This is a genomic window from Acuticoccus kalidii, from assembly GCF_021556395.1.
In the GTDB taxonomy this organism is placed as follows: domain Bacteria; phylum Pseudomonadota; class Alphaproteobacteria; order Rhizobiales; family Amorphaceae; genus Acuticoccus; species Acuticoccus kalidii.
The window spans coordinates 269,128-289,172 of record NZ_JAKGCS010000006.1; the positions used below are offsets into that span (position 1 = coordinate 269,128).

Here is a 20,045-nt window from a genome sequence, read left to right on the forward strand (position 1 = left end):
ATATCGCCTGGTGCGCGTCAGCGCCTGATCGCGAAATGCGTGCCAGTTGGTTAGTTCAGCGTTAGGCGCAGGTATGATCGTCCATCACCACCCCTTCCTCGCTCCGTGTCGCTTCATCCGCCTCGCTTTGGCGGAGCACTCGCTCGATGTCGACCTCGTGGCGGAGCCCTTTTGGGAAGCCCGGCCGGACTTCACGGCCGTCAATCCCGGCCTCACTCTGCCGATGGCCTATGACGGCGATCGCGGGCCGCTGATCGGCGCGAGCGTCCTCATGGAGTATCTGAGCGAGCGATATGGCGCGACCCGGCCGGGTCACAGCCTGATGCCGCCGGGCCCGCTCCAGCGGGCCGAGGTGCGCCGCCTCGTCGAGTGGTTCCTCGTGAAGTTCGAGGAGGAGGTCTCCGGCCCGTTCGTGACCGAGCGGATCCTCAAGATCGAAATTCCGGCCAAGCATGGCGGCGGCGCGCCCGATTCGGCGGCGCTGAGGGCCGCGCGGCAGAATATCGTCGGTCACATGCATTATCTCGGCGTCCTCACCGCGTCGCGAAACTGGATGGCGGGGGACACACTGTCCTTCGCCGATCTCGCGGCGGCATCGGCGCTGTCGGTCGTCGATTATCTCGGCGAGGTGCCGTGGGATGCCGATCCGGCCGTGAAGGCGTGGTATCAGAAGCTGAAATCGCGCCCCGCATTTCGTCCGCTGCTCGGGGACATGGCACGGCTCGTGAAGCCGGCCGCCCATTATGCCGATCTCGACTTCTGACGGACAGAAGGCCAGGCAATTCATCCTCGCCGAGGCGGGGCGGGCGGGCTTCGACGATGCGCGGATCCTCGCCGCGGACGCCGTCGGCGCGGCGCTGTCCGAGCGGCTCGCCGACGCGCTCGCCCACGGCCACCATGGCGACATGGACTGGCTCGCCGAAACGGCCGAGCGGCGCGGCCATCCGAAGGCGCTGTGGCCGGACGTCAGCTCCATCATCATGCTCGGTATGAATTACGGACCGCGCACCGATCCCCTCAAAGGACTCGCCGAGACCGATCGGGGCCTTATCTCCGTCTATGCACGGGGGCGGGATTATCATGACGTCATGAAGGGGCGCATGAAGACCCTCGCCCAGCGCTTCGTCTCCCGCTTCGGCGGGGACATCAAGGTGTTCGTCGACACCGCGCCGGTGATGGAGAAGCCGCTCGCCCAACTCGCCGGGATCGGTTGGCAGGGCAAGCACACCAATCTCGTCTCCCGCCGGCACGGCTCGTGGCTCTTTCTGGGGGCGGTGTTCACCACCCTCGATCTGCCGCCGGACGAGGGGGAGAGCGACCATTGCGGCTCCTGCCGGCGTTGCCTCGACGTCTGTCCGACGGACGCCTTTCCCGCCCCTTATGCGCTCGATGCGCGGCGCTGTCTCGCTTATTGGACGGTTGAGGCGAAGGGGATGATCCCGCGGGCTTTGCGGCCGGCGATGGGAAATCGCATCTTCGGCTGCGACGACTGCCTCGCCGTGTGTCCGTGGAACCGCTTCGCTCACGCGGCCTCGGATGCCAAGCTCGCGGGGGACGAGGCGGCGGAGCGGCCGCGATTGCGCGATCTCGCGCGGCTCGATGACGCGGCCTTCCGCACGCGGTATGCGGGGACACCGGTCAAGCGCATCGGGCGCGAGCGGTTCGTGCGCAATGTGATGATTGCGATAGGCAACGCCGGGGAGGCGCGGCTGATGGACGTGGTGGAGGAGCGGCTCGCCGACGCGGCGCCGCAAGTGAGAGCAGCGGCCGCCTGGGCGGCCGGACGATTGATGACCGAAGAACGATTCGCCGATGCGCGGGTGCGACGGCTCGGCGAGGAAGAGGATCCGATGGTGAGGGCGGAGTGGCTGGCGTGAGCGAGAGCCGGCATGACGACAGGCAGGACATGCGCCTCGTGGCGCTCGGGTGCGGCTATTCGGCCCGCACGTTCATCCGCGTGGTCCGACCCGACAGCGTCGTCGGCACGACGCGATCGGTGCAGCGCGCCGACGATCTGCACCGAAGGGGCATCCGTTCGGTGGTGTTCGATGGCGGCAGCAGCGAGACCCTCTCCGAGGCGCTGCGGGAGGCGACGCACATCGTCGTCTCGGCCGGGCCGGAGGCGGACGGGGACCCCTTCCTCCACCTCTTCGAGCGCGACATCGCCCACGCCGAGAGCCTTCAATGGATCGGCTATCTGTCGACGGTCGGCGTTTATGGCGACCATCGCGGCGAGGAAGTCGACGAGCGGGCGCTGTGCCATCCGACGGCCGATCGCGGCGTCTGGCGTCTCGAGGCGGAGGCCGCATGGTCCGCTCTCGGCCGCCGGCTCGACGTGCCGGTCGGTATCTTCCGGCTCGCCGGCATTTATGGGCCGGGGCGCAATGCGTTCGTCAATCTCGCGGCGGGCAAGGCGCGTCGGATCATCAAGCCCGGCCAGGTGTTCAATCGCATCCATGTCGAGGACATCGCGCAGACATTGGTGGCGGCAGTGGGGCGGCCGGCGCACCGCGTGTACAATGTCGCGGACGACGAGCCCGCGCCACCACAGGACGTGATCACCTACGCCGCCGAGCTGATGGGCACCGAGCCGCCGCCGGAGATCGCGTTCGACGAGGCCGACCTCTCCCCCATGGCGCGCTCTTTCTATGGCGAGGTGAAGCGGATCTCCAACCGTCGCATCCGCTCGGAGTTGGGCGTGCGCCTGCGCTACCCCACATATCGGGAAGGCCTCGAAGCGTTGTGGGAGAGTGGATTATGGCGCGAGCACGGCTGATCGCGATTGCGCTCACCGGAACGATGCTCGGCATCGGCCCCGTGGCGGCGCAATCCTATGATCAATATCAGAACCGGATGCAGCTCCAGCAGTCCCAGCGTCAGCTCGATAATTCGAGCCGGACGCGGGACTTCGAGGCGCGGCAGAGAGACCGCGATATCGACACGCGGATCCAAAATCTCGACACGAACCAGCGGCTGAACTCACCGCCGATCCTGCGCCAGCCGCCCATCGTCACGCCGACCCGCTAGCGGGCCCGGCGACCGGCTACCGCCCGCGACCGGCTTTTCGGGAGCGGGCGGCGTTCTTGATGTTGCCGGTCGTCAGAAGTGGGTCTTGGCGACGCGGGCGCGGGCCGCCTCGTCGGCGTTGCCGCGAAAGATGCTCGACGCCATCATCGCGATGAAGTCGCCCTTCTCGGCGCGCCACAATTCGGCGCGGCCCGGATCGAAGCGCAACATTGCGAGATCGGGATCCTCGCGCCCCTTGTCGTACCAGGCCGAGACGATGGGCGACCAGAACTTGTCGATGATCGCCGGATCGTTGTCGAGCGTCAGCGTGCCGTGCACCGAGGCGAACAGGTGGTGCCCCTTGGATGAAAAGTTGAGGATCGCGTCGTGGCTCGTGGCGAGCGCACGGACGAGCCGATTCTGGCGGTTCGTATAGAACCAGATGCGGTTCGGCAGGTCATCGTCGAACTGCGCCGTCATCGGCTGGGTGTGGGCCTCGTCGACACCGGCGAGCCCCAGCATGACGAAGGGGCTCTCGTCGAGCTCGTCCCAGAACTTTTCCTTCAGGTCCATTTCGGTGGCCATGGGAAACTCCTTTGGCATTCTGGGAGAGAACGCGCCGCCGGCAAAATATGTTTCCGGCGAGTCTCAAGGAGTGTGTCGGCCTGACCCGGAGCGCGGGCCGTGCGCTCGGCTCGTGGAGTACGGGGCCGCGCGCGGCGGCCTCGTTCTGCGTCCGAGCCGTGGCGCCCCTCGGGGGAGGGGCGGGAGCGGGGCTTACGCCGCGTTCACACCTTGGGCGTGGATCCGCTTGCGGGCCATCAGCTTGTTCACCGCTGCGACATAGGCCTTCGCCGAGGCGACCAGCGTGTCGACATCCGCGCCGCGGCCCGATTCGATGCGGCCATTCTGCTCGAGGCGGACCGAGACTTCGGCCTGTGCGTCGGTTCCCTCGGTCACGGCGTGGACCTGATAGAGGGACAGCTTCGCCTCGTGCGGCATGATCTTCTTCACCGCATTGAAGACGGCATCGACCGGACCCGATCCCGTCGCCTCCTGGGTGACGTGGCGCCCGCCCATGTCCATCACGAGGATCGCCTTTTGCGGGCCGCCGGTGCCGGCGATCACCGTGAGGCTCATCACGCGAGCGAGCTCGTTCTCCTCGGTGATGTGGTCCTCGATCAGGGCCTCGATGTCCTCGTCATAGACGTGCTTCTTGCGGTCGGCGAGCTCCTTGAAGCGGCGGAACGCGTCCTGCAGGGCGTTGTCGCCGATCTCGAAGCCCAGCTCCGCGAGCTTCTGCTTGAAGGCGTGGCGGCCGGAATGCTTGCCCATGATCAGCGAGGTCGCGCGCACGCCGACATCCTCGGGGCGCATGATCTCGTAGGTTTCGGCGTGCTTCAGCATCCCGTCCTGGTGGATGCCGCTCTCGTGCGCGAACGCGTTCTTGCCGACGATCGCCTTGTTGTACTGAACCGAGAAACCGGAGGCCATCGCGACGAGCTTGGAGGCACGCGTGAGCTGGGTGGTCTCGATCCGGGTGGAGTAGGGCAGCACGTCGCCGCGGGTGCGGATCGCCATCACGATCTCTTCGAGCGCCGCATTGCCCGCCCGTTCGCCGAGACCGTTGATCGTGCACTCTACCTGTCGGGCGCCGCCTTCGACGCCGGCGAGCGAGTTCGCGACCGCCATGCCGAGATCGTTGTGGCAGTGCACCGAGAAAATCGCCTGGTCGGCGTCGGCGACGTGATTGCGGACATGCTCGAACATCGCCCGATACTCGGACGGGACGCAGTAGCCGACGGTATCCGGCAGATTGATGGTGGTGGCGCCCGCGCGGATCGCGGCGTCGACGCATTTGACCAGATAGTCGAGCGGGGTGCGCGTCGCGTCCATCGCCGACCATTCGACATTGTCGCACAGATTGCGCGCCTGTCGGACGGTGGCGTCGATGATCTCGAGGACCTGCTCCTCGCTCTTCTTCATCTGGTGTTCCAGATGGATCGGCGAGGTCGATACGAAGGTGTGGATGCGGGGGCGCTTGGCGTGCCGCACGGCTTCGCCGGCGCGGTCGATATCGGCCGGGATCGCGCGGGCGAGGCCGGCGACGACGCTGTTCTCCACCTGACGGGCGATCTCGGAGACCGCCTCGAAGTCGCCTTCGGAGGCGATCGGGAAGCCGGCTTCGATGACGTCGACGCCCATTTCGTCGAGCAGCGTGGCGATTTGGACCTTCTCGTCCAGCGTCATCGATGCGCCGGGGCTCTGCTCACCGTCGCGCAGGGTGGTGTCGAAGATGATGATGTGGTCGCTCATGGCTTCGTCCTTGATGGCGGCGGTTGGCCGCATGATCGGTTCGTTTCGGTTCGATCATCCCCTGAACGTGCGCCCGTCTGCCGGGCCGCCGACGCTCAGGGGCTAGTAAGGAGAAGGAGAAGGCCGAGCGGCATCACGCCGGCGGAAAGGGCCGGTGCGCGTGCGCTGTTATGGGACTCGGGCGTCATCATGGCGCGTTCTTGTACAATGGTGGCGCGCATTTGGCCAGCGTCAATGCGCGCACCGAGTGCTTTTTCGCCCTGGCGCGTGAGCGATCGGTTTCCGGCCGATCAGTTTTCGGCCGGCTGCTGCCCGCCCGGCGTCAGGAGCACGCGGACGCGCGATTTCGATTCCACCCGCGCGATCCCGGTGTTGAGGTCGACGGTGATGGTGTCGCCGGTGATCACGTTGTTGTCTTGCGTGAGGGTGACGTTGCCGTTCAGCGCCAGCGTCCGCGAGTCGAAATTGACGATTCCGGTGTCGCCCGTCGCGGCCTGACCGTTCGTGGTCAGAAGCACGTTGCCGGTCGCTTCGAGCTTCGAGATGCGCTGGTTCTGGTTGGTCGCCGGCGCGTTCGAGCCGCGCGCCGCCTCGGCGGTGAGGGCGGCCTGCGCGTAATGGACGACGAGGCGCGCGGTCTGGAGCGCCGCATCGTTCTGCTTCACCGTCACGTTGCCGGTGAAGACGGCGACGTTGTTGCGGTCCTGCACCTCGAGCTCGTCGGCCTCGATTTCGATGGGCGTCGATTGGTCGGATCCGAAATCGGCGAATCCCGTCTGCAGCGTCTGGGCCGCGGCGGTGCCCGCTGCGGCGCCCAGAAGAAGGGCGGCGAGGCCGGCGCGGATGATGGGCAGGAGCATGGGCGGGTCTCCGTGGAACTCGCTAGGGCGCGGGGTTGATGGTTATGGAAACGCCGCCCGTGAACCGGATCAAGCCGCCACCGTCGGTTACGTCGATGCGGCCGGCGCGGATGCGTCCGCGCGGCGAGTCGATATCGATGCCGCCTTCGCCTTCGACGCGTCCCTCGCTGAGATGGACCGTGGCGTTGTCGAGCTTGGCGTGGTTGCCGTCGGAGGAGTTGATCGACACCCCCTCGGACAGTTCGAGGATCTCCGTCCCCGTATCGTATTTGGCGATGTCGCCGTGAATGTTGACGGTCTGCCCGTCGCCCATGTCGAGGTTGACGTTCAACGCCTCGAGGCTGAGGCGCGACGGGGTGAGGAGGCTCTGCACCGCCCGCTCGGCGACCACCTCATAGCGCCGCCCCTCGCCGAGATGGCCGGACAGGCGCGGCTCGTTCATCACGAGCCCGTCGGAGGTGAGGCTCAGCCCGGCGAGCATCGACAGCGGCACGAGCTTCGGGATGATCGCGGCGCCGGCGAGGCCGAGCACGATGATCCCGCTGACGATTGGCAACAGGACGCGGAGCCGCTTCACCCGCCGCGTATGACGGCGGGCCCGATTCTGCTCGATCCGACGGGTGTCGGCGATTCCGGGATAGGTGGCGGCGGCGTCGGTCATGAGTGGGCGAAGATGTCCTCTTCGGGCCAGCCCGCGAGGTCGAGCTCGACCCGCGTCGGCAGGAAGGCGAACAGCGCCGCGGCGAGGTCGGTCCGCTCTTCGCGGGCGAGCATCGTGTTCAGCACGTCGCGGATCCGGTGGAGAAAGAGAACGTCGGAGGCGGCGTAGGCCTTCTGCGCGTCGGTGAGGGTCGGTGCGCCCCAGTCGGAGCTTTGCTGCTGCTTGGAGATCTCCTCGCCGACGAGTTCGCGCGCGAGATCCCGCAGGCCGTGCCGGTCGGTGTAGGTGCGGACGAGCTTCGAGGCGATCTTGGTGCAATAAATCGGCGCCGGCATGACCCCGAAGGTCGCCATCAAGAGGCCCATATCGAAGCGGCCAAAATGGAAGATCTTCTGGATCGACGGGTCGGCGAGCATCGCCGTGAGGTTCGGCGCCTCGGTCTGCCCGCGATCGATCTGCACGAGGTCCACCGTCCCGTCGCCGCTCGACATCTGCACGAGACACAAGCGATCCCGCCCGTGATTGAGGCCCATCGCCTCGGTATCGACGGCCATCGCGGTCACGCCCTGCACGGGCCGCGGCAAATCCCCTTGGTGGAGCCTGATCGTCACCCTATCCTCGTCTTTCACGTTCATGGCCCCTGTCATGGCGATCGCATGAGGGCTTGACAATGCTTTGCGGGCGCCGAGGTGCATGGAGGCCCTCGGCGGCCGGACTTTAAGAACCTTATTCTTAATCTGGTTTGGCAGGGGTTGCGGGAAGGGCAACGTGGAGTGGCGTATGCTTCGAAGGCGAGGCGAGTTCGACGGTTTTGTGAGCCGACGTGTCGCTGCGATCACAGTCTTTGCCGGGCTGATGCTGGCTTTCAGCATCGGTCCTTCCTTTGCGCGCGATGGTGACTCCTGCGAACCCGATCTCACGGCGTGCGAGACGCCGTCCGGCGAGCCGGCGAAGGGGGAGGTAGCGACGGAGGAGGACGATCGCAAGGATGTCGCTGCATTGTGTGGTCTCATGACGACCGCGGCGGCGAAACATTCGGTGCCTTTGGACTTCTTTATTCGATTGATTTGGAAGGAAAGTCGCTTCAATCCCGGCGCGGTGAGCCCTGTCGGCGCCCAGGGTATTGCACAATTCATGCCGGGCACCGCGCGCATCAGGGGGCTCAAGGATCCGTTCGATCCCGAGCAGGCGCTGGAGGCTTCGGCGTCTTTCCTCGCCGATCTGCGGCATCGGTTCGGCTCGTGGGGGCTCGCCGCGGCCGGCTATAATGGCGGGCCGAACCGGGTGCCGCGCTTCGTCGCCGGTGAGGGCGGTTTACCATACGAGACGATCGACTACGTCTTTTCGATCACCGGCCGGTCCGCGGACTATTGGGCGGGCCGAGCCCGGACGGCGGCGGAGCGGGCGGCGAGCGGCCTCTCCGCGGTGGAGCAACCGTCGTCGAACGCTCCGACGATCGTCCGCGTGGCGCAGCCGACGCCGACGGAGATCGATCTCGCGATGGCGCTCGCGGAGAGGGCGCCGATCCGGCCGGCGAGCCGGGAGCGCACCTATTGGGCGCTCGCGATCTCGATCGCCGCGAACCGGCTCGCACAGCGGGAGAGCGTGAGCGGCAAGGCGGCGAAGCCGGACGAGATCGCCGCGGCGCTCGCATCGGCCCGCGCCGCGGTCGAGCGCGTCGCGGAGGGGCCGCCCATCGCGGCGCTGCGCTCCCCGATGCGGGTGCCGCAGCCGCCTCCGCCGCGGCCGGATTATGAGCCCGAGATCAACTGTCGCCAGCTCGTCGCCCGACTCGGGCGTGCGCGGTCGGTGCCGCCGCCGTCCGGCACCTCGACCGGATGGACGCCGTGGGGCGCTCAGGTCGCCGGCCACCCGCAGCGGGCGATCGCGCTTCGCCAATATGCGCGGATCAAGGCGCGCCTCCCGCGCGATCTCGCCGACAAGGGCCCGAATATCGTCGTGCGGCGCTTCGCGGCCCGCGGTCGCCGGCCGATCCACGCGGTCCAATTCGCCGCATCGAGCCGGGCGGAGGCGGCCGCGCTGTGTCGCCGGGTGGCGCAGTCGCTCGTCCCGTGCGTGGTGGTCAAGAACGGCTGAGCGCCACGGAGGCCGCCGTTTTTCGTCTTAGCGGGGTGCCATGCGGATCGCGCCATCGAGGCGGATCACCTCACCGTTGAGAAGCGGATTCTCGACGATCGCCACGACAAGATCGGCATATTCGGACGGACGGCCGAGGCGCTTGGGGAACGGCACCTGCTCGCCCAGCGAGTTGACCACCTTCTCACCGAGCCCGATCATCATCGGCGTCTCGAAAATGCCGGGGGCGATCGTCATCACCCGGATCCCGTATTGGGAGAGGTCGCGCGCCAGCGGCAGGGTGAGGGCGGCGACGCCGCCTTTCGAGGCGGCATAGGCGGCCTGGCCGATCTGCCCGTCATAGGCGGCGACCGATGCGGTCGAGACGATGACGCCGCGTTCGCCGTCCTCGGTCATCGGCTCGGTCGCCGACATGCCGAGCGCCGCGATGGCCGATGCGCGGAAGGTGCCGACGAGGTTCACGTCGATCACCTTGGCGAACATGTCGAACGGATGGGCGGCGCCGCGCGACACGGTCTTCGCGACGGGCGCGATGCCGGCGCAATTGACGAGGATGCGCTCTTGCCCGTGAGCGGCGCGGGCGGCCTCGAACCCCGCCTTCAGGCTGTCTTCGCTGGTTACGTCGACGTGGGCGTAGATGCCGCCGATCTCATCCGCGACGGCCTTGCCGGCCTCGTCAGACATGTCGAAGATCGCCACCTTGGCGCCGTCCGCGGCGAGGCGCCGGGCGGTCGCGGCGCCGAGGCCCGAAGCGCCGCCGGTGACGACGGCGGCGGGGGATTGGGTGAGTTTCATCGCTCTCGATCTCCCTCGTGCACCCGGCGCGCGGGCGGCCGGATGTTGAACGTTCGCGCCTCATCCCCTGGCACAGTGCGGGATGGCCGGTCCGTCTGCTTGGCCGAGATCGGCGTCGGTGTCGAGAGGGAGGCGCCGCGCGTCAGGCGGGGGCGGCGAAGGCGGCTTCTGGCGCGTCGATGCGCTCGCCATTGCGCAGCGTGATCGTCATCCGCTCGCGCGCGACTTCGGCGGTCGGCATCTGGCGCACGAGGTCGGCGCGCAGCGCGTCGAGCGCGTCGTCGGTCCGGTCGGGATCGTGGTGGAAGATTACCGGCATCGTGACGCCGGCCTTCGCGGCAAGCGCCAAAGCGTGTGTCGGCGTGGAATGGCCCCAGCCGACGAAGCGCGGATACTCGGTGTCGAGATACATCGCATCGTAGATCATCACGTCGACCCCGGCGACGAACGCGGCAACCGCGGCGTCCATCTTCGGATTGCCGTGCTCGTGATCGGTGATGATGGCGATGGAGGATCCACGCCAGTCGATGCGATAGCCGCAGCAATTTCCGGGATGATTGAGGCGGGTGGAGGACACGGTCAGCCCGCATCCGAGCGTGATCGGATCGCCCCCGTGAAAGCGGCGAAAATAGGTGTTGTTGAGCGCCGAGGTCGCGACCGGGAAGATCGGCGGGCTCATCATCCGCTCGACGATCTCCTCGAAGGTCGAGCCTTCGGGCAGGTGCCCGCCCCACAGGTTCACCTCGACGGTCGGATCATAGGCGAGGCAGAAGAAGGGAAGCCCGCAAATATGGTCCATGTGCGTGTGGGTAAAGAGAATATCGAGCTGGTCGATGCCGCGCCGGGCGAGCGCCCGCCCGCAGGCGCGCGCGCCCGATCCGCAGTCGATCACCAGCGTGTGCGGCCCGGCGCGTACCTCGAAGCACGTCGTCTCGCCGCCATAACGCACGGTGGCGCGTCCCGGCGCCGGGATCGACCCACGCACCCCCCAGATCGTGAGGGAGAGGGTGTCCTCTTCGGTCTCAGCCATCGGTCAGGGCGGCGCGCAGTCGCGAGAACTCGCGTGTCGTCCGCTCCAATCGGTGGGCGAGGGCTCGCATGACCTCCACCGCCATGTCGGGGAAGTTCGTCAGGAGCTTGAAGAAATGTTCCTTGCTGACCGCGAGCGCCGTGACCTCGTTGGTCGCACGGACGGTCGCGGTACGCGGAACGTCGATCAAAATGGCGATCTCGCCGACGAAGTCGTTCTCTTTGACGGTGGCGACGAGCTGCTCGCCCTGAGGGCTCGAAACCATGACGTCGGCCGAGCCCGAAAGGATGATATAGGCAGTGTCGCCGAAGTCGCCTTCGACGACGATATTCTCTCCCGCTTCGAACCGTACCCGCTCCGACAAGAAGGCCAACAGGCGCAGCTTCTGGTCGTCGACGCCGCGAAAGAGCGGAATCTTGCGCAGCGCAGCGGCGTCGCTGTCGAGGCTCATGATGCCTCCTTCTCTAAGTCGACGGACGCCCCGTCTATGGCGATTTGTTGCACGCTATCCCATCCCCCGGTCGCGACCAACCGGCCGTCCCGCATCACGGCAACGGTCTCGAGGGTCTTCGCGACCTGCGGATCGGCCGTGCCGACAATCAAAGTATGACCGTTCCCAGCTTCCACAATGCGGGACATTAACGCGCGGTCCCCGTCCGCAACGGCGTCGAAGATGAGAATAGACGGCCGCTTGACGAGCGCGCGCACGAGGCCGATGCGGCGGCGCTGGGTCGCCGACAGGCGCCCGCCGGCGACGCCGACCTCGAAATTGAGGCCGGCGCGGGCGATGGCTTCGCGCAGGCCGAGCTCGTTGACGGTGTCGCGCAGGAAGGCATCGATCCGATCCGACGCGCCCCGCCGATCGACGCGCGGCTTGCCGAAGAGGATGTTCTCCTCGATCGAGAGCGGCGCGATATAGGCGTCTTCTGCGAAGAGGGCGTAGGCCGAATTGCCTTCGAGCGTCGCGTGGACCGGCGCGCGGGCCGCGATCAGCTTCTTCTCCTGCTCCTCGGTGAGGGTGAGGATCCGGTGACGGCCGGGGATCAGGCGGAAGGCGAGGCCCACGAAGGCGGCGATGTCCTCCTCGGTGAGGCCCATCTTTTTCTTCTTCTTGGTGGTGTCGTCCTCGGCCTTCTTGCCCTTCTGGCGATAGCGGCGCAGGCGCTGCTCGAAGAGCGGCAGCTCGTCGTTGGTGACGAAGGAATGATCGCCGATCAGCGAGGCGTCGGCCCCGGTATCGGCGAAGAGTTCGATCATCGTCTCGGCGACGGTCGCGCCCATCTCGACCAGCATCTCGAGAATGCCGGCGTCCTTGAGGGCGCCGCGCACGACCGGATCGTTCGCCGCGTCCCAGACCGACCGGGTCGGATCGCTCGGCACGGCGAAGAGGATGTTCTCGCCGAGCGTCGCGGAGTTATTGAATTGGCCTGAGCTCCACAGCTCGACGAGGCCGGCCCAGTTCTTGTCCTCGGCCGCCCGGCGGGCGACTTCGGCGCGGGCCGTGAGGATCTTGTCGACGAACGCGGAATCGAGGTCGGAATCGAGGTGGGCGGCGAGGCCGAGCCGGTAGAGATCGCCCTCGAGCCCGACGAGGGAGAAGAGCTGGAGGAGCCGGTCGTCGAGCTGGGCGGGGCTTTCGACACCCGCCCGCTCATAGTCCTCCCAGGGCTCGGTCACATCGAGGAGCGAATTGCCGGTCAGGCTCGCTTCGTTGTGGCGGATCTTGGCGATGTCTTCGTCGGAGGCGTCATCCTGGTCGAGGCGCGTCTGCGGCTTGGTCTTGAGGGCGTAGATGACGTTGCCGCGGATCGAATCGTTGAAGATGAACGGGTCGTTGCCGACATAGGACAGGTAGCGCGAGACCACGGTGTGCGGCAGCTCCTCGAACCGTCGCCCGCCGAACGTCGCTCGCCCGGCAACGGGTTCGAGGAGGCCGGCGGCCGCGAGAAGAAGCTCCGTGCGGCCGGACCCGTCCCGCCCATAGACGGCGATGTGGCTGCCGTCTTTCGCTTCGAGCGACACGTCGACGACGGCGAGGCCGCTGCCGCCAGAGCTCACGCTGATATTGGAGAGCTTGATCTCGGTGTTCTCGAGCTCGATCGACGCGGTATCGCTGCCCTGCAATTTGTCGTGCGCGATCGCATCGTCCACATCAAAATTCTCAACCACCGTCTGGTATTTAACCGTGACGTTGGCAAGGTTCTGATACCAGTTCAAGAGCTCCTTCCAGGGCGAGGCGAGATCCTTGTAGGCGGCGAGCACGGCGACGAGCGCGCCGAAGGTCATCTGCCCCTGAATCACGAGGATGCCGCCCACCGAGTAGAAGAAGAACGGTGGAAGCTGGTTCAGAAAATTGTTGAGAAATTTGATCATGAACTTGCGACGGAAAATCGCGAGTCTGATCCGATAGTTGATGAACAGGCGGTCCGACAGGTCTGCGAGATGGTAACGCGAGGTGTCGTTCGCGTGAATGTCGGCAGCGGCGTTCACGGTTTCGGCGATGCGATCGGAAATGACGCGGACATTCTTGATCCGGTCGCGTGTCAGGAGGATGACACGCCGTTGCAGCTTGGGGATCACGTACGCCTGCAACGGGTAGAGCGAAATCGCCGCCGCGCCGAGGAACGGATCCTGCGCGAAAATAAACACGATGTAGACGAGAAGCGTTCCGCCCTGGAACGCCGGTGTCGCGATCGCTTCGCCGATGAACACGCCGACGTCCTCGACCTCGGCCGTGATCATCGGGATAATCTCGCCCCCGGAGACCTTGCGGAACCGAGAAAGCGGAAAGCGAAGGACGTAATTGTAGAGCATATAGCGCAGGCGCCGGAGCATACGCTCGCCGGACACGCCTTTGTATATGTTCAGGAAATACTTGACCGCGTTGTTGAGGATTACCAGCCCCAGAAAAACGCAGCACAAGGCGATCAGGTAGGGGATCTGCCCGAGTTCGTATCCCATAAACTGCTTTGGAAAGTCGCTGCCCGAAATGGCGTCATTGACGATCCACTTCGGGAGTTCCAAAGTCATGTAGAGGATGGGAAAAGATATAACCGTCATCGCAAGGATGACGATTTGCTGGCGCTTCGAGTACCGCCAAATGAAGCCGAATAAGGTGCGTTCCATCGGGTCGAGACGTTATCACCGGCATGATCTGCGGGAAAGCATTGTTGTCACCATTATGCAGTCAATTTCAAGTTGTTGCGCGGCGGAGTTGACTGTCGCATAGCTAGAGTTTGGTTGGGGTGGTCATGACGGCGCCTCGCCGGATTCCGGATGGCCAGCCTTATGCCGACCGAACACCCTCGTATCCTGATCTACTCGCACGACTCGTTCGGGCTCGGTCACTTGCGCCGATGTCGTGCCATCGCCCATGCGATGGTGGAGCGCATGCCGCGCCTGTCGGTGATCATTCTCTCCGGCTCACCGATCATCGGCAGCTTCGACTTCCGCTCGCGGGTCGATTTCGTGCGCGTTCCCGGTGTCATCAAATTGCGGGACGGCGCCTATTCGTCCCACTCGCTCCGGCTCGACATCGAGGACATGCTGAAGCTGCGCGCCTCGATCATCGAGCACACGGCCGACGTGTTCGATCCCGACATCTTCATCGTCGACAAGGAGCCGCTCGGTCTGCGCGGCGAGGTCGAGGGGACGCTGCGGATGCTGAAGGGGCGCGGCAGCCGCCTCGTTCTCGGCCTGCGCGACGTGATGGACGATCCGGCGTCGCTCGCCGGCGAGTGGGAGCGCAAGCACGCCGTGCGCGCCCTCGAATCGATCTATGACGATATCTGGGTCTATGGCCGCAAGGAGATCCACGACCCGCTCGAGGGCATCGACGTGTCCGACCGCGTTCGCGAAAAGATGCTCTTCACCGGCTATCTCCGGCGCGAGATCCCAGCGAGCGATGGGGCGGTGCAGAACCGACCCTTCGGCGAGGAGCCTTTTATCCTCGTCACGCCGGGCGGCGGCGGCGATGGGATGGAGCTGGTCGATTGGGTTCTGCGCGCCTATGAGGCGCACGAACGGCCATTGTTCCCGGCGCTCGTCGTCCTCGGTCCCTTCATGCCGGCCGAGGCGCAGGCTGCCTTCAAGGCGCGCGCCGAAGCGCTTCGCCATGTCGAGGTGCTGCGCTTCACGCCGGTGATCGAGCGGCTGATGGCCGAAGCCACCGCGATCGTCGGGATGGGCGGGTACAATATTTTCTGCGAGATCCTCTCCTTCGACAAGCCGACCCTTCTCGTCCCGCGCGTCGTGCCGCGGCGCGAGCAGGCGATCCGCGCCCACAAGGCCGAGGCGGCGGGGCTCGTCACCTGCTTGCCGATCGACGCCTATCCCGACGTCGACATCATGGTCGATGCGCTCGCCGGGTTGCCGGAGCAGACCGCGCCGTCGGCTGCCGGCCATAACGAGCTGTTGTCGGGTCTCGAGGTGATCAACGATCGGGCCGAGGAGATCCTGCGCACCGGGACGCCGGCCAAGTCCCAACTTTCACTGGTGCGATGATGCGGCCAGGTGTCGATCGCGAGCGGTGAAAGTGGGTCTATCGTGACGGGCAAGCGGCGCATCGCCATCGTCGTCAAAGGGTATCCGCGTCTGTCGGAGACCTTCATCGCACAGGAAATCCTAGGCCTTCAGCGGACCGGGCTCGATATCCTCATCGTCTCGCTCCGTCATCCGACCGACGGGGCCGTGCACGATCTCCATCGCGAGATCACCGCGCCCGTCCTTTATTTGCCCGAATATCTGCGCGACGACCCGGAGCGGGTGCGCCGCGCCCGCGCGATCGTCGCCGCAATGCCGGCCTATGAGGCGGCCGAGACGGCCTATCGCGCCGACCTTGCCCGGGACCGCTCGGCGAGCCGTCGCCGGCGCTGGGGGCAGGCGGCCGTCCTCGCGGCGGAGCTGCCTGACGATGTCGCGATGATCTACGTCCATTTCCTCCACACGCCGGCCTCCGTCGCGCGCTATGCCGCCAAGCTGCGGGGGCTGCCGTTTGCCTTCTCGGCCCACGCGAAGGACATCTATACGACTCCCGACTGGGACCTTTCCGAGAAGATCGCGGACGCCGAATGGGGGGCGACCTGCACCGCCACGAACGCGCGCCATCTGAACGCTTTGTCGGTCGCGGCCACCGGCCGGGAGAAAGTCGCCCTCGTCTATCACGGGCTCGACCTCTCGCGGTTCGAGGCTCCGCCGGTGCGGCGACAGGCCGGACCGATCCGGATCCTGTCGGTGTGCCGCGCGGTGGAGAAGAAAGGGCTCGACGATGTCGTGCGGGCGCTCGCCCGTCTGCCGGCGGGGCTCGATTGGCGCTTCGAGCATATCGGCGGCGGTTCCGACATTCCGCGTCTCAAGGCGCTGTGCGACAGGCTTGCGATCGCAAGCCGCGTTGACTTTTCCGGTCCGCGGGCGCGCTCTGACGTCATCGAGGCCTACCGGCGGGCCGATCTCTTCGTCCTCGCGAGCCGGATCGCCAGGAACGGCGACCGGGACGGCCTGCCGAACGTCGTGATGGAGGCGATGGCGATGGGGTTGCCGGTGGTATCGACACGCGTTTCGGCCCTCCCCGAAATCGTCACCGCCGAGACCGGCATCCTCGTCGAGCCACGCGATCCTGCGGCGCTCGCCGAGGCGATCGGCGGCCTCGCGGCGGACCCGGCGCGTCGCGAGGCGATGGGGCGTGCCGGCATCGCGCGCGTCGCGTCCGCGTTCTCGTCGGCGCCGGGGATCACCTATCTCGCCGGCCGCCTGGCAGAGGCCGGGCGGGAGCAAAAGGCGGCTTGAACCCATGCGGATCGGGTTTCTCACACCGATGAAATCCCCGGACCACACGGTCCCCTCGGGCGATCGCACCTTCGCGCGCCTCATCGTAACGGCGCTCGAGCGGGCGGGACACACGGTCCGCTGCCCCTCGCGCTTCGTGACGTGGCGACCGACGCCGGAGGGCCTCGATGCGCTGCTCGCCGAGGCGGGTGCCGAGATCGAGCGGATCGCCGCCGAGTGGCGCCTGGAGGGCGCGCCCGATGTGGTGCTCACATACCACAATTACCACAAGGCGCCGGATCTTCTCGGCCCGACCCTCGCCGCGCGCTTCGGGCTTCCTTATGCGATCGTCGAGGCGAGCCGCGCGCCGAAGCAGGCGGCCGGACCGTGGGGCCGGCATTTCGCTCTCGCCGATATCGCGCTCGCGAGCGCCGATGTCGTCGCCGCCGTCACGCGGCACGACCATGTCGAACTCGAACGGTACATGCCCCGCCGCCTCGAATGGGTGCCGGCGTTCATCGACACACGGCCCTTTCTCGGTGAGCGCCGCCCGCCGACCGGCAACCGTCTCGTGTCGGCCGCGATGATGCGGGAGGGGCGCAAGGCCGACAGCCTGCGCGTCCTCGCCGACGCCTTCGGCAGGCTGACGGGCGCGGCCGAGCTCGTCATCGCGGGCGACGGCGCCGCGCGACCGGCGCTCGAACCGCTTTTCCCGCCGGGCACCTTCGTCGGCCTGCTCGATCAGCCGGCGCTCGCCGCCTTGTTGCGCGACGGCGATCTCTTCGTCTGGCCGGCGCTCGACGAGCCGTTCGGCTTCGCATTTCTCGAGGCGCAGGCGGCGGGGCTTCCGGTGGTCGGCGGCGCGGCGCCCGGCGTCGCGGATGTGGTGCGCGACGGGGAGACCGGCCTTCTCGTCGAGCCGGGCGATCCGGCCGCCTTCGCCGAGGCGATCGACCGGCTCCTCGCCGACCCACCGCGACGGGTGCGGATGGGCAAGGCCGCGCGCGCCTTCGCCGGCGAGCACGATATCGACGTGGGCGCCGCCCGTCTCGACGCACTCGTGACGCGCGCGGTCGCGCATCGCCTCTCGTTCACGGCGAGTGGACTGAAAGCGGTCGCGCCACTTTGATGCGCGCCGTCATCTGGGTGCAGCATCTTCTCGGCACGGGCCACACCGTGCGCGCCGCAGCGCTCGCCCACGCGCTCCGTGACGCGGGCGCCGAGGTGACGCTCGTCCTCGGGGCGCGGGCGCCGGCCACGTTGGACCTGTCGGGCATTAGGACCGCCGCGCTCGATCCCGTTGCGGCGACGGACGCGAGCTTCCGCACGATCCTCGCCGAGGACGGCACGCCCTATGCCGAGATCCAGGAACGCCGCCGCGCGCACTTCCTCAGCATCGTGCGGGAGGCGAACCCCGATATTCTCCTCACCGAGACCTTTCCGTTCGGCCGCCGGGCCTTCGCCGGCGAAATCTTGCCGGTGCTCGAGGCGATGCCGGCGAAAACGGTGGTCGCAAGCTCGGTCCGCGATGTCCTCGTGCGCAAGAGCGCGGCGAAGGAGGCGGCGATGACCGGCCTTGCGCGGGCTTGGTACGATTTGATCCTCGTCCACGCCGACCCGGCCTTCGTCCGCCTCGACGATTCGTTCGCCGCGGCGGGAGAGGTCGCCGATCTTCTGCGTTATACCGGCTTCGTGCACCGGCCTGCGCCGTCCGCGCCCCCGACCGGGCCCGTGTCCGAAGGCGATTTGGACGGGGCGGGAGAGGTCGTCGTCTCCGCCGGGGGCGGTGGTGTCGGCGGGACCCTCGTCGAGGCGGCCATCGGCGCCGCGCGGCGCGACGAGGCGGTGAGGTGGCGTATTCTCGTCTCGCCGAAAATGGGCGCCAAGCTCGCCGCCTGGCGCGACCGTGCGCCCCGCAACGCGATCGTGGAGGCGAACCGGCCGGATTTCGGCGCACTTTTGGAGCGGTCGAGCCTCTCGGTCAGCCAAGCCGGATACAACACCGTGCTCGACGTGATGGCGGCCGGAACGCGGGCGATCTTCGTCCCCTTCGCCGCCGACGAGGAGACCGAGCAGACCGACCGCGCCAACGCCCTCGCGCGGCGGGGCCTCGCCCGCGTCCTGCCCGAGGCGACGCTGACGGCCGAGGGCCTCGCCGCCGCCGTCACCGCGGCGCTCGCCGAGCCGCGGCCCGGCCGTCACGCGGTCGACACCGAGGGCGCGCGCCGCAGCGCCGAAATGCTGATCGCGGCCCGGCGATGAAACCCGTCTTCGACCGCCTCACGCGCCTGTTCGATGCCGCGGCCGAAGCCGGAACGCCCCGGCGCGTCTGGTGGCGCGACGATGACGCGGTGCGCGAGGGGCCGCGTCTCGACGCGATCACCGCGCTCGCCGCGCGCGAAGCCGCGCCGTTGACGCTCGCCGTCATCCCGAACCATGCCGAGCCGAGCATCGTGCGCCACTGCGAGCGCCATGGGCATGTGATGGTGCAACACGGAATCGCGCACGAAAATCGGGAGCGCTCCGGCAAGTCGGCCGAGCTCGGCGGCGCGCGTGATGTCGCCGATCTCGTCGCCGCCTGCCGTGCCGCGCGGACGCGTCTCGAAGGCTCGCCTGCGTTCTGGCCGGTGATGGTCCCGCCCTGGAACCGGATGCGGGAGGATCTCGCCGCCCCGCTCGCGCAGGCGGGTTATCTCGGCCTTTCCCGTTATGGCGGCGATGTCGTTCCGGCGCCGCTCAAGCGGGTCGACACCCACATCGATCCGATCGCATGGCGCGGCGATCGGAGCCTTGCGGGCGAGGACGCCCTCCTCGCGATGGTCGAGATGGCGGCGGCGCAAAGCGGGCCGATCGGCCTTCTCACCCATCATGCGGTTCATACCGAGGCGGTGGACGGCTTTGTCGCGCGGTTCGTTTCGCTCGTCTCGGCCCACCCCGGCGCTCTATGGTCGGACGCGCGGGCGCTGTGGCCGCGGACGGATGGAGAGGCCCGATGACGGTGCGAGCGCACGCGGTGGACGCACGATGAGCGCGGCGTCTCCCTTCACTCCGATCGAGGAGATCGGCGACCTGTCCGGCGCGCTCTTCGGGCTCGATTACGGCACGCGCACCATCGGGATCGCGGTGTCGGACGAAGGCTGGCGGATCGCCTCTCCGCTGAAGACGATCCGGCGCACCAAGTTTAAGGCGGATTCGGAGGCGCTTCTCGCCCTCGCCGCCGCCTATAATGTCGCCGCCTTCATCGTCGGCCTGCCGATCAATATGGACGGGACGGCGGGGCCGCGCGTCCAGTCGACGCGCGATTTCGCCCGCAACATGACGAAATTGACCGAATGCCCCTTCGTCTCGTGGGACGAGCGCTGGTCGACCGTCGCGGCGAACCGCGCGCTCCTCGAAACCGACACCTCGCGCGCCAAGCGGCGTGAGCAGATCGACCGCGTGGCCGCGGCCGTCATCCTGCAAGGCGCGCTCGACCGGCTGCGCGCCCTCGGCTACCCGAATGCCGCGCGCTGACCAG

Annotated in this window: 20 protein-coding genes; 11 read left to right on the forward strand and 9 right to left on the reverse strand. The window is 67.3% G+C overall.

Annotated features, from left to right (window positions below; all coding sequences use genetic code 11):
* Positions 1-73: 73 nt before the first annotated feature.
* The 4 genes from L1787_RS02550 to L1787_RS02565 are packed head-to-tail and all read left to right on the forward strand — an operon-like array spanning position 74 to position 3,027.
* Entirely contained in the window at positions 74-763 is a 690-nt protein-coding gene (locus tag L1787_RS02550) for a glutathione S-transferase family protein (RefSeq protein WP_235706905.1), read from the forward strand.
* Entirely contained in the window at positions 744-1,877 is a 1,134-nt protein-coding gene (gene queG, locus L1787_RS02555) for a tRNA epoxyqueuosine(34) reductase QueG (protein WP_235706906.1), read from the forward strand. The genes L1787_RS02550 and queG overlap by 20 nt, the downstream gene beginning before the upstream one ends.
* Positions 1,874-2,776: an SDR family oxidoreductase gene (locus L1787_RS02560; protein WP_369415048.1), complete on the forward strand. Its 903-nt coding sequence runs from the start codon at positions 1,874-1,876 to the stop codon at positions 2,774-2,776. Before queG ends, L1787_RS02560 begins: the two co-directional genes overlap by 4 nt.
* Positions 2,758-3,027, forward strand: a complete 270-nt coding sequence (locus L1787_RS02565) for a hypothetical protein (protein ID WP_235706907.1) — start codon at positions 2,758-2,760, stop codon at positions 3,025-3,027. The genes L1787_RS02560 and L1787_RS02565 overlap by 19 nt, the downstream gene beginning before the upstream one ends.
* Before the next feature lie 72 nt (positions 3,028-3,099).
* Here L1787_RS02565 and L1787_RS02570 read toward each other — a convergent pair whose 3' ends face one another.
* From L1787_RS02570 to L1787_RS02590, 5 genes are all read right to left on the reverse strand, one after another.
* On the reverse strand, positions 3,100-3,591 hold the full coding sequence (locus L1787_RS02570) for a pyridoxamine 5'-phosphate oxidase family protein (RefSeq protein WP_235706908.1): 492 nt from the start codon (positions 3,589-3,591) through the stop codon (positions 3,100-3,102).
* 192 nt (positions 3,592-3,783) lie between these two features.
* A complete protein-coding gene (locus L1787_RS02575) occupies positions 3,784-5,322 on the reverse strand; it encodes a 2-isopropylmalate synthase (RefSeq protein WP_235706909.1) in 1,539 nt (512 codons plus the stop codon).
* A 290-nt stretch (positions 5,323-5,612) separates the two neighbouring features.
* Positions 5,613-6,182 carry an LptA/OstA family protein gene (locus L1787_RS02580; RefSeq protein WP_235706910.1) on the reverse strand — a complete coding sequence of 190 codons (570 nt, stop codon included), beginning with the start codon at positions 6,180-6,182 and terminating at the stop codon, positions 5,613-5,615.
* Positions 6,183-6,204: 22 nt separating this feature from the next.
* Positions 6,205-6,843: an LPS export ABC transporter periplasmic protein LptC gene (gene lptC, locus L1787_RS02585; protein ID WP_235706911.1), complete on the reverse strand. Its 639-nt coding sequence runs from the start codon at positions 6,841-6,843 to the stop codon at positions 6,205-6,207.
* The gene (locus L1787_RS02590; RefSeq protein WP_235707159.1) at positions 6,840-7,454 is read right to left on the reverse strand and encodes a ribonuclease D; all 615 of its coding nucleotides are present in this window, start codon (positions 7,452-7,454) and stop codon (positions 6,840-6,842) included. The genes lptC and L1787_RS02590 overlap by 4 nt, the downstream gene beginning before the upstream one ends.
* Positions 7,455-7,905: 451 nt before the next feature.
* Between L1787_RS02590 and L1787_RS26200 the strand changes: the two genes are divergently transcribed.
* The gene (locus tag L1787_RS26200; protein ID WP_439648255.1) at positions 7,906-8,940 is read left to right on the forward strand and encodes a lytic transglycosylase domain-containing protein; all 1,035 of its coding nucleotides are present in this window, start codon (positions 7,906-7,908) and stop codon (positions 8,938-8,940) included.
* 27 nt (positions 8,941-8,967) lie between these two features.
* Here the strand turns inward: L1787_RS26200 and L1787_RS02600 are convergent, their stop codons facing one another.
* The 4 genes from L1787_RS02600 to L1787_RS02615 all read right to left on the reverse strand — a co-directional run bounded on the left by L1787_RS02600 (position 8,968) and on the right by L1787_RS02615 (position 13,726).
* Positions 8,968-9,735, reverse strand: coding sequence for an SDR family NAD(P)-dependent oxidoreductase (locus L1787_RS02600; protein WP_235706912.1), 768 nt, complete (start codon positions 9,733-9,735; stop codon positions 8,968-8,970).
* 142 nt (positions 9,736-9,877) lie between these two features.
* Positions 9,878-10,765: an MBL fold metallo-hydrolase gene (locus L1787_RS02605; protein ID WP_235706913.1), complete on the reverse strand. Its 888-nt coding sequence runs from the start codon at positions 10,763-10,765 to the stop codon at positions 9,878-9,880.
* Entirely contained in the window at positions 10,758-11,216 is a 459-nt protein-coding gene (locus L1787_RS02610; RefSeq protein WP_235706914.1) for a cyclic nucleotide-binding domain-containing protein, read from the reverse strand. Before L1787_RS02610 ends, L1787_RS02605 begins: the two co-directional genes overlap by 8 nt.
* On the reverse strand, positions 11,213-13,726 hold the full coding sequence (locus L1787_RS02615) for an ABC transporter transmembrane domain-containing protein (protein ID WP_235706915.1): 2,514 nt from the start codon (positions 13,724-13,726) through the stop codon (positions 11,213-11,215). Before L1787_RS02615 ends, L1787_RS02610 begins: the two co-directional genes overlap by 4 nt.
* A gap of 327 nt (positions 13,727-14,053) precedes the next feature.
* Between L1787_RS02615 and L1787_RS02620 the strand changes: the two genes are divergently transcribed.
* Genes L1787_RS02620 through ruvX form a run of 6 tightly spaced genes read left to right on the forward strand, consistent with a single transcriptional unit; the run spans position 14,054 to position 20,041 of the window.
* On the forward strand, positions 14,054-15,268 hold the full coding sequence (locus tag L1787_RS02620; RefSeq protein WP_235707160.1) for a glycosyltransferase family protein: 1,215 nt from the start codon (positions 14,054-14,056) through the stop codon (positions 15,266-15,268).
* A gap of 9 nt (positions 15,269-15,277) precedes the next feature.
* On the forward strand, positions 15,278-16,549 hold the full coding sequence (locus L1787_RS02625) for a glycosyltransferase family 4 protein (protein WP_235706916.1): 1,272 nt from the start codon (positions 15,278-15,280) through the stop codon (positions 16,547-16,549).
* A gap of 4 nt (positions 16,550-16,553) precedes the next feature.
* Positions 16,554-17,657 (forward strand): glycosyltransferase family 4 protein, encoded by a 1,104-nt coding sequence (locus L1787_RS02630; RefSeq protein WP_235706917.1) that lies wholly within the window; start codon positions 16,554-16,556, stop codon positions 17,655-17,657.
* Positions 17,657-18,790: a glycosyltransferase family protein gene (locus L1787_RS02635; protein WP_235706918.1), complete on the forward strand. Its 1,134-nt coding sequence runs from the start codon at positions 17,657-17,659 to the stop codon at positions 18,788-18,790. Before L1787_RS02630 ends, L1787_RS02635 begins: the two co-directional genes overlap by 1 nt.
* On the forward strand, positions 18,787-19,524 hold the full coding sequence (locus L1787_RS02640; protein ID WP_235706919.1) for a polysaccharide deacetylase family protein: 738 nt from the start codon (positions 18,787-18,789) through the stop codon (positions 19,522-19,524). The genes L1787_RS02635 and L1787_RS02640 overlap by 4 nt, the downstream gene beginning before the upstream one ends.
* Before the next feature lie 28 nt (positions 19,525-19,552).
* The gene (ruvX, locus tag L1787_RS02645; protein ID WP_235706920.1) at positions 19,553-20,041 is read left to right on the forward strand and encodes a Holliday junction resolvase RuvX; all 489 of its coding nucleotides are present in this window, start codon (positions 19,553-19,555) and stop codon (positions 20,039-20,041) included.
* Positions 20,042-20,045 lie beyond the last annotated feature (4 nt).

Bases quoted from the DNA above. Each gene is read 5' to 3' on its own strand.
- L1787_RS02630 (WP_235706917.1), top strand. From the start codon at position 16,554: ATGCGGATCGGGTTTCTCACACCGATGAAATCCCCGGACCACACGGTC.
- L1787_RS02550 (WP_235706905.1), top strand. From the start codon at position 74: ATGATCGTCCATCACCACCCCTTCCTCGCTCCGTGTCGCTTCATCCGC.
- L1787_RS02575 (WP_235706909.1), bottom strand. From the start codon at position 5,322: ATGAGCGACCACATCATCATCTTCGACACCACCCTGCGCGACGGTGAG.
- L1787_RS02605 (WP_235706913.1), bottom strand. From the start codon at position 10,765: ATGGCTGAGACCGAAGAGGACACCCTCTCCCTCACGATCTGGGGGGTG.
- L1787_RS02570 (WP_235706908.1), bottom strand. From the start codon at position 3,591: ATGGCCACCGAAATGGACCTGAAGGAAAAGTTCTGGGACGAGCTCGAC.
- lptC (WP_235706911.1), bottom strand. From the start codon at position 6,843: ATGACCGACGCCGCCGCCACCTATCCCGGAATCGCCGACACCCGTCGG.
- ruvX (WP_235706920.1), top strand. From the start codon at position 19,553: ATGAGCGCGGCGTCTCCCTTCACTCCGATCGAGGAGATCGGCGACCTG.
- L1787_RS02600 (WP_235706912.1), bottom strand. From the start codon at position 9,735: ATGAAACTCACCCAATCCCCCGCCGCCGTCGTCACCGGCGGCGCTTCG.
- queG (WP_235706906.1), top strand. From the start codon at position 744: ATGCCGATCTCGACTTCTGACGGACAGAAGGCCAGGCAATTCATCCTC.
- L1787_RS02565 (WP_235706907.1), top strand. From the start codon at position 2,758: ATGGCGCGAGCACGGCTGATCGCGATTGCGCTCACCGGAACGATGCTC.
- L1787_RS02620 (WP_235707160.1), top strand. From the start codon at position 14,054: ATGCCGACCGAACACCCTCGTATCCTGATCTACTCGCACGACTCGTTC.
- L1787_RS02615 (WP_235706915.1), bottom strand. From the start codon at position 13,726: ATGGGATACGAACTCGGGCAGATCCCCTACCTGATCGCCTTGTGCTGC.
- L1787_RS02640 (WP_235706919.1), top strand. From the start codon at position 18,787: ATGAAACCCGTCTTCGACCGCCTCACGCGCCTGTTCGATGCCGCGGCC.
- L1787_RS02580 (WP_235706910.1), bottom strand. From the start codon at position 6,182: ATGCTCCTGCCCATCATCCGCGCCGGCCTCGCCGCCCTTCTTCTGGGC.
- L1787_RS02635 (WP_235706918.1), top strand. From the start codon at position 17,657: ATGCGCGCCGTCATCTGGGTGCAGCATCTTCTCGGCACGGGCCACACC.
- L1787_RS02610 (WP_235706914.1), bottom strand. From the start codon at position 11,216: ATGAGCCTCGACAGCGACGCCGCTGCGCTGCGCAAGATTCCGCTCTTT.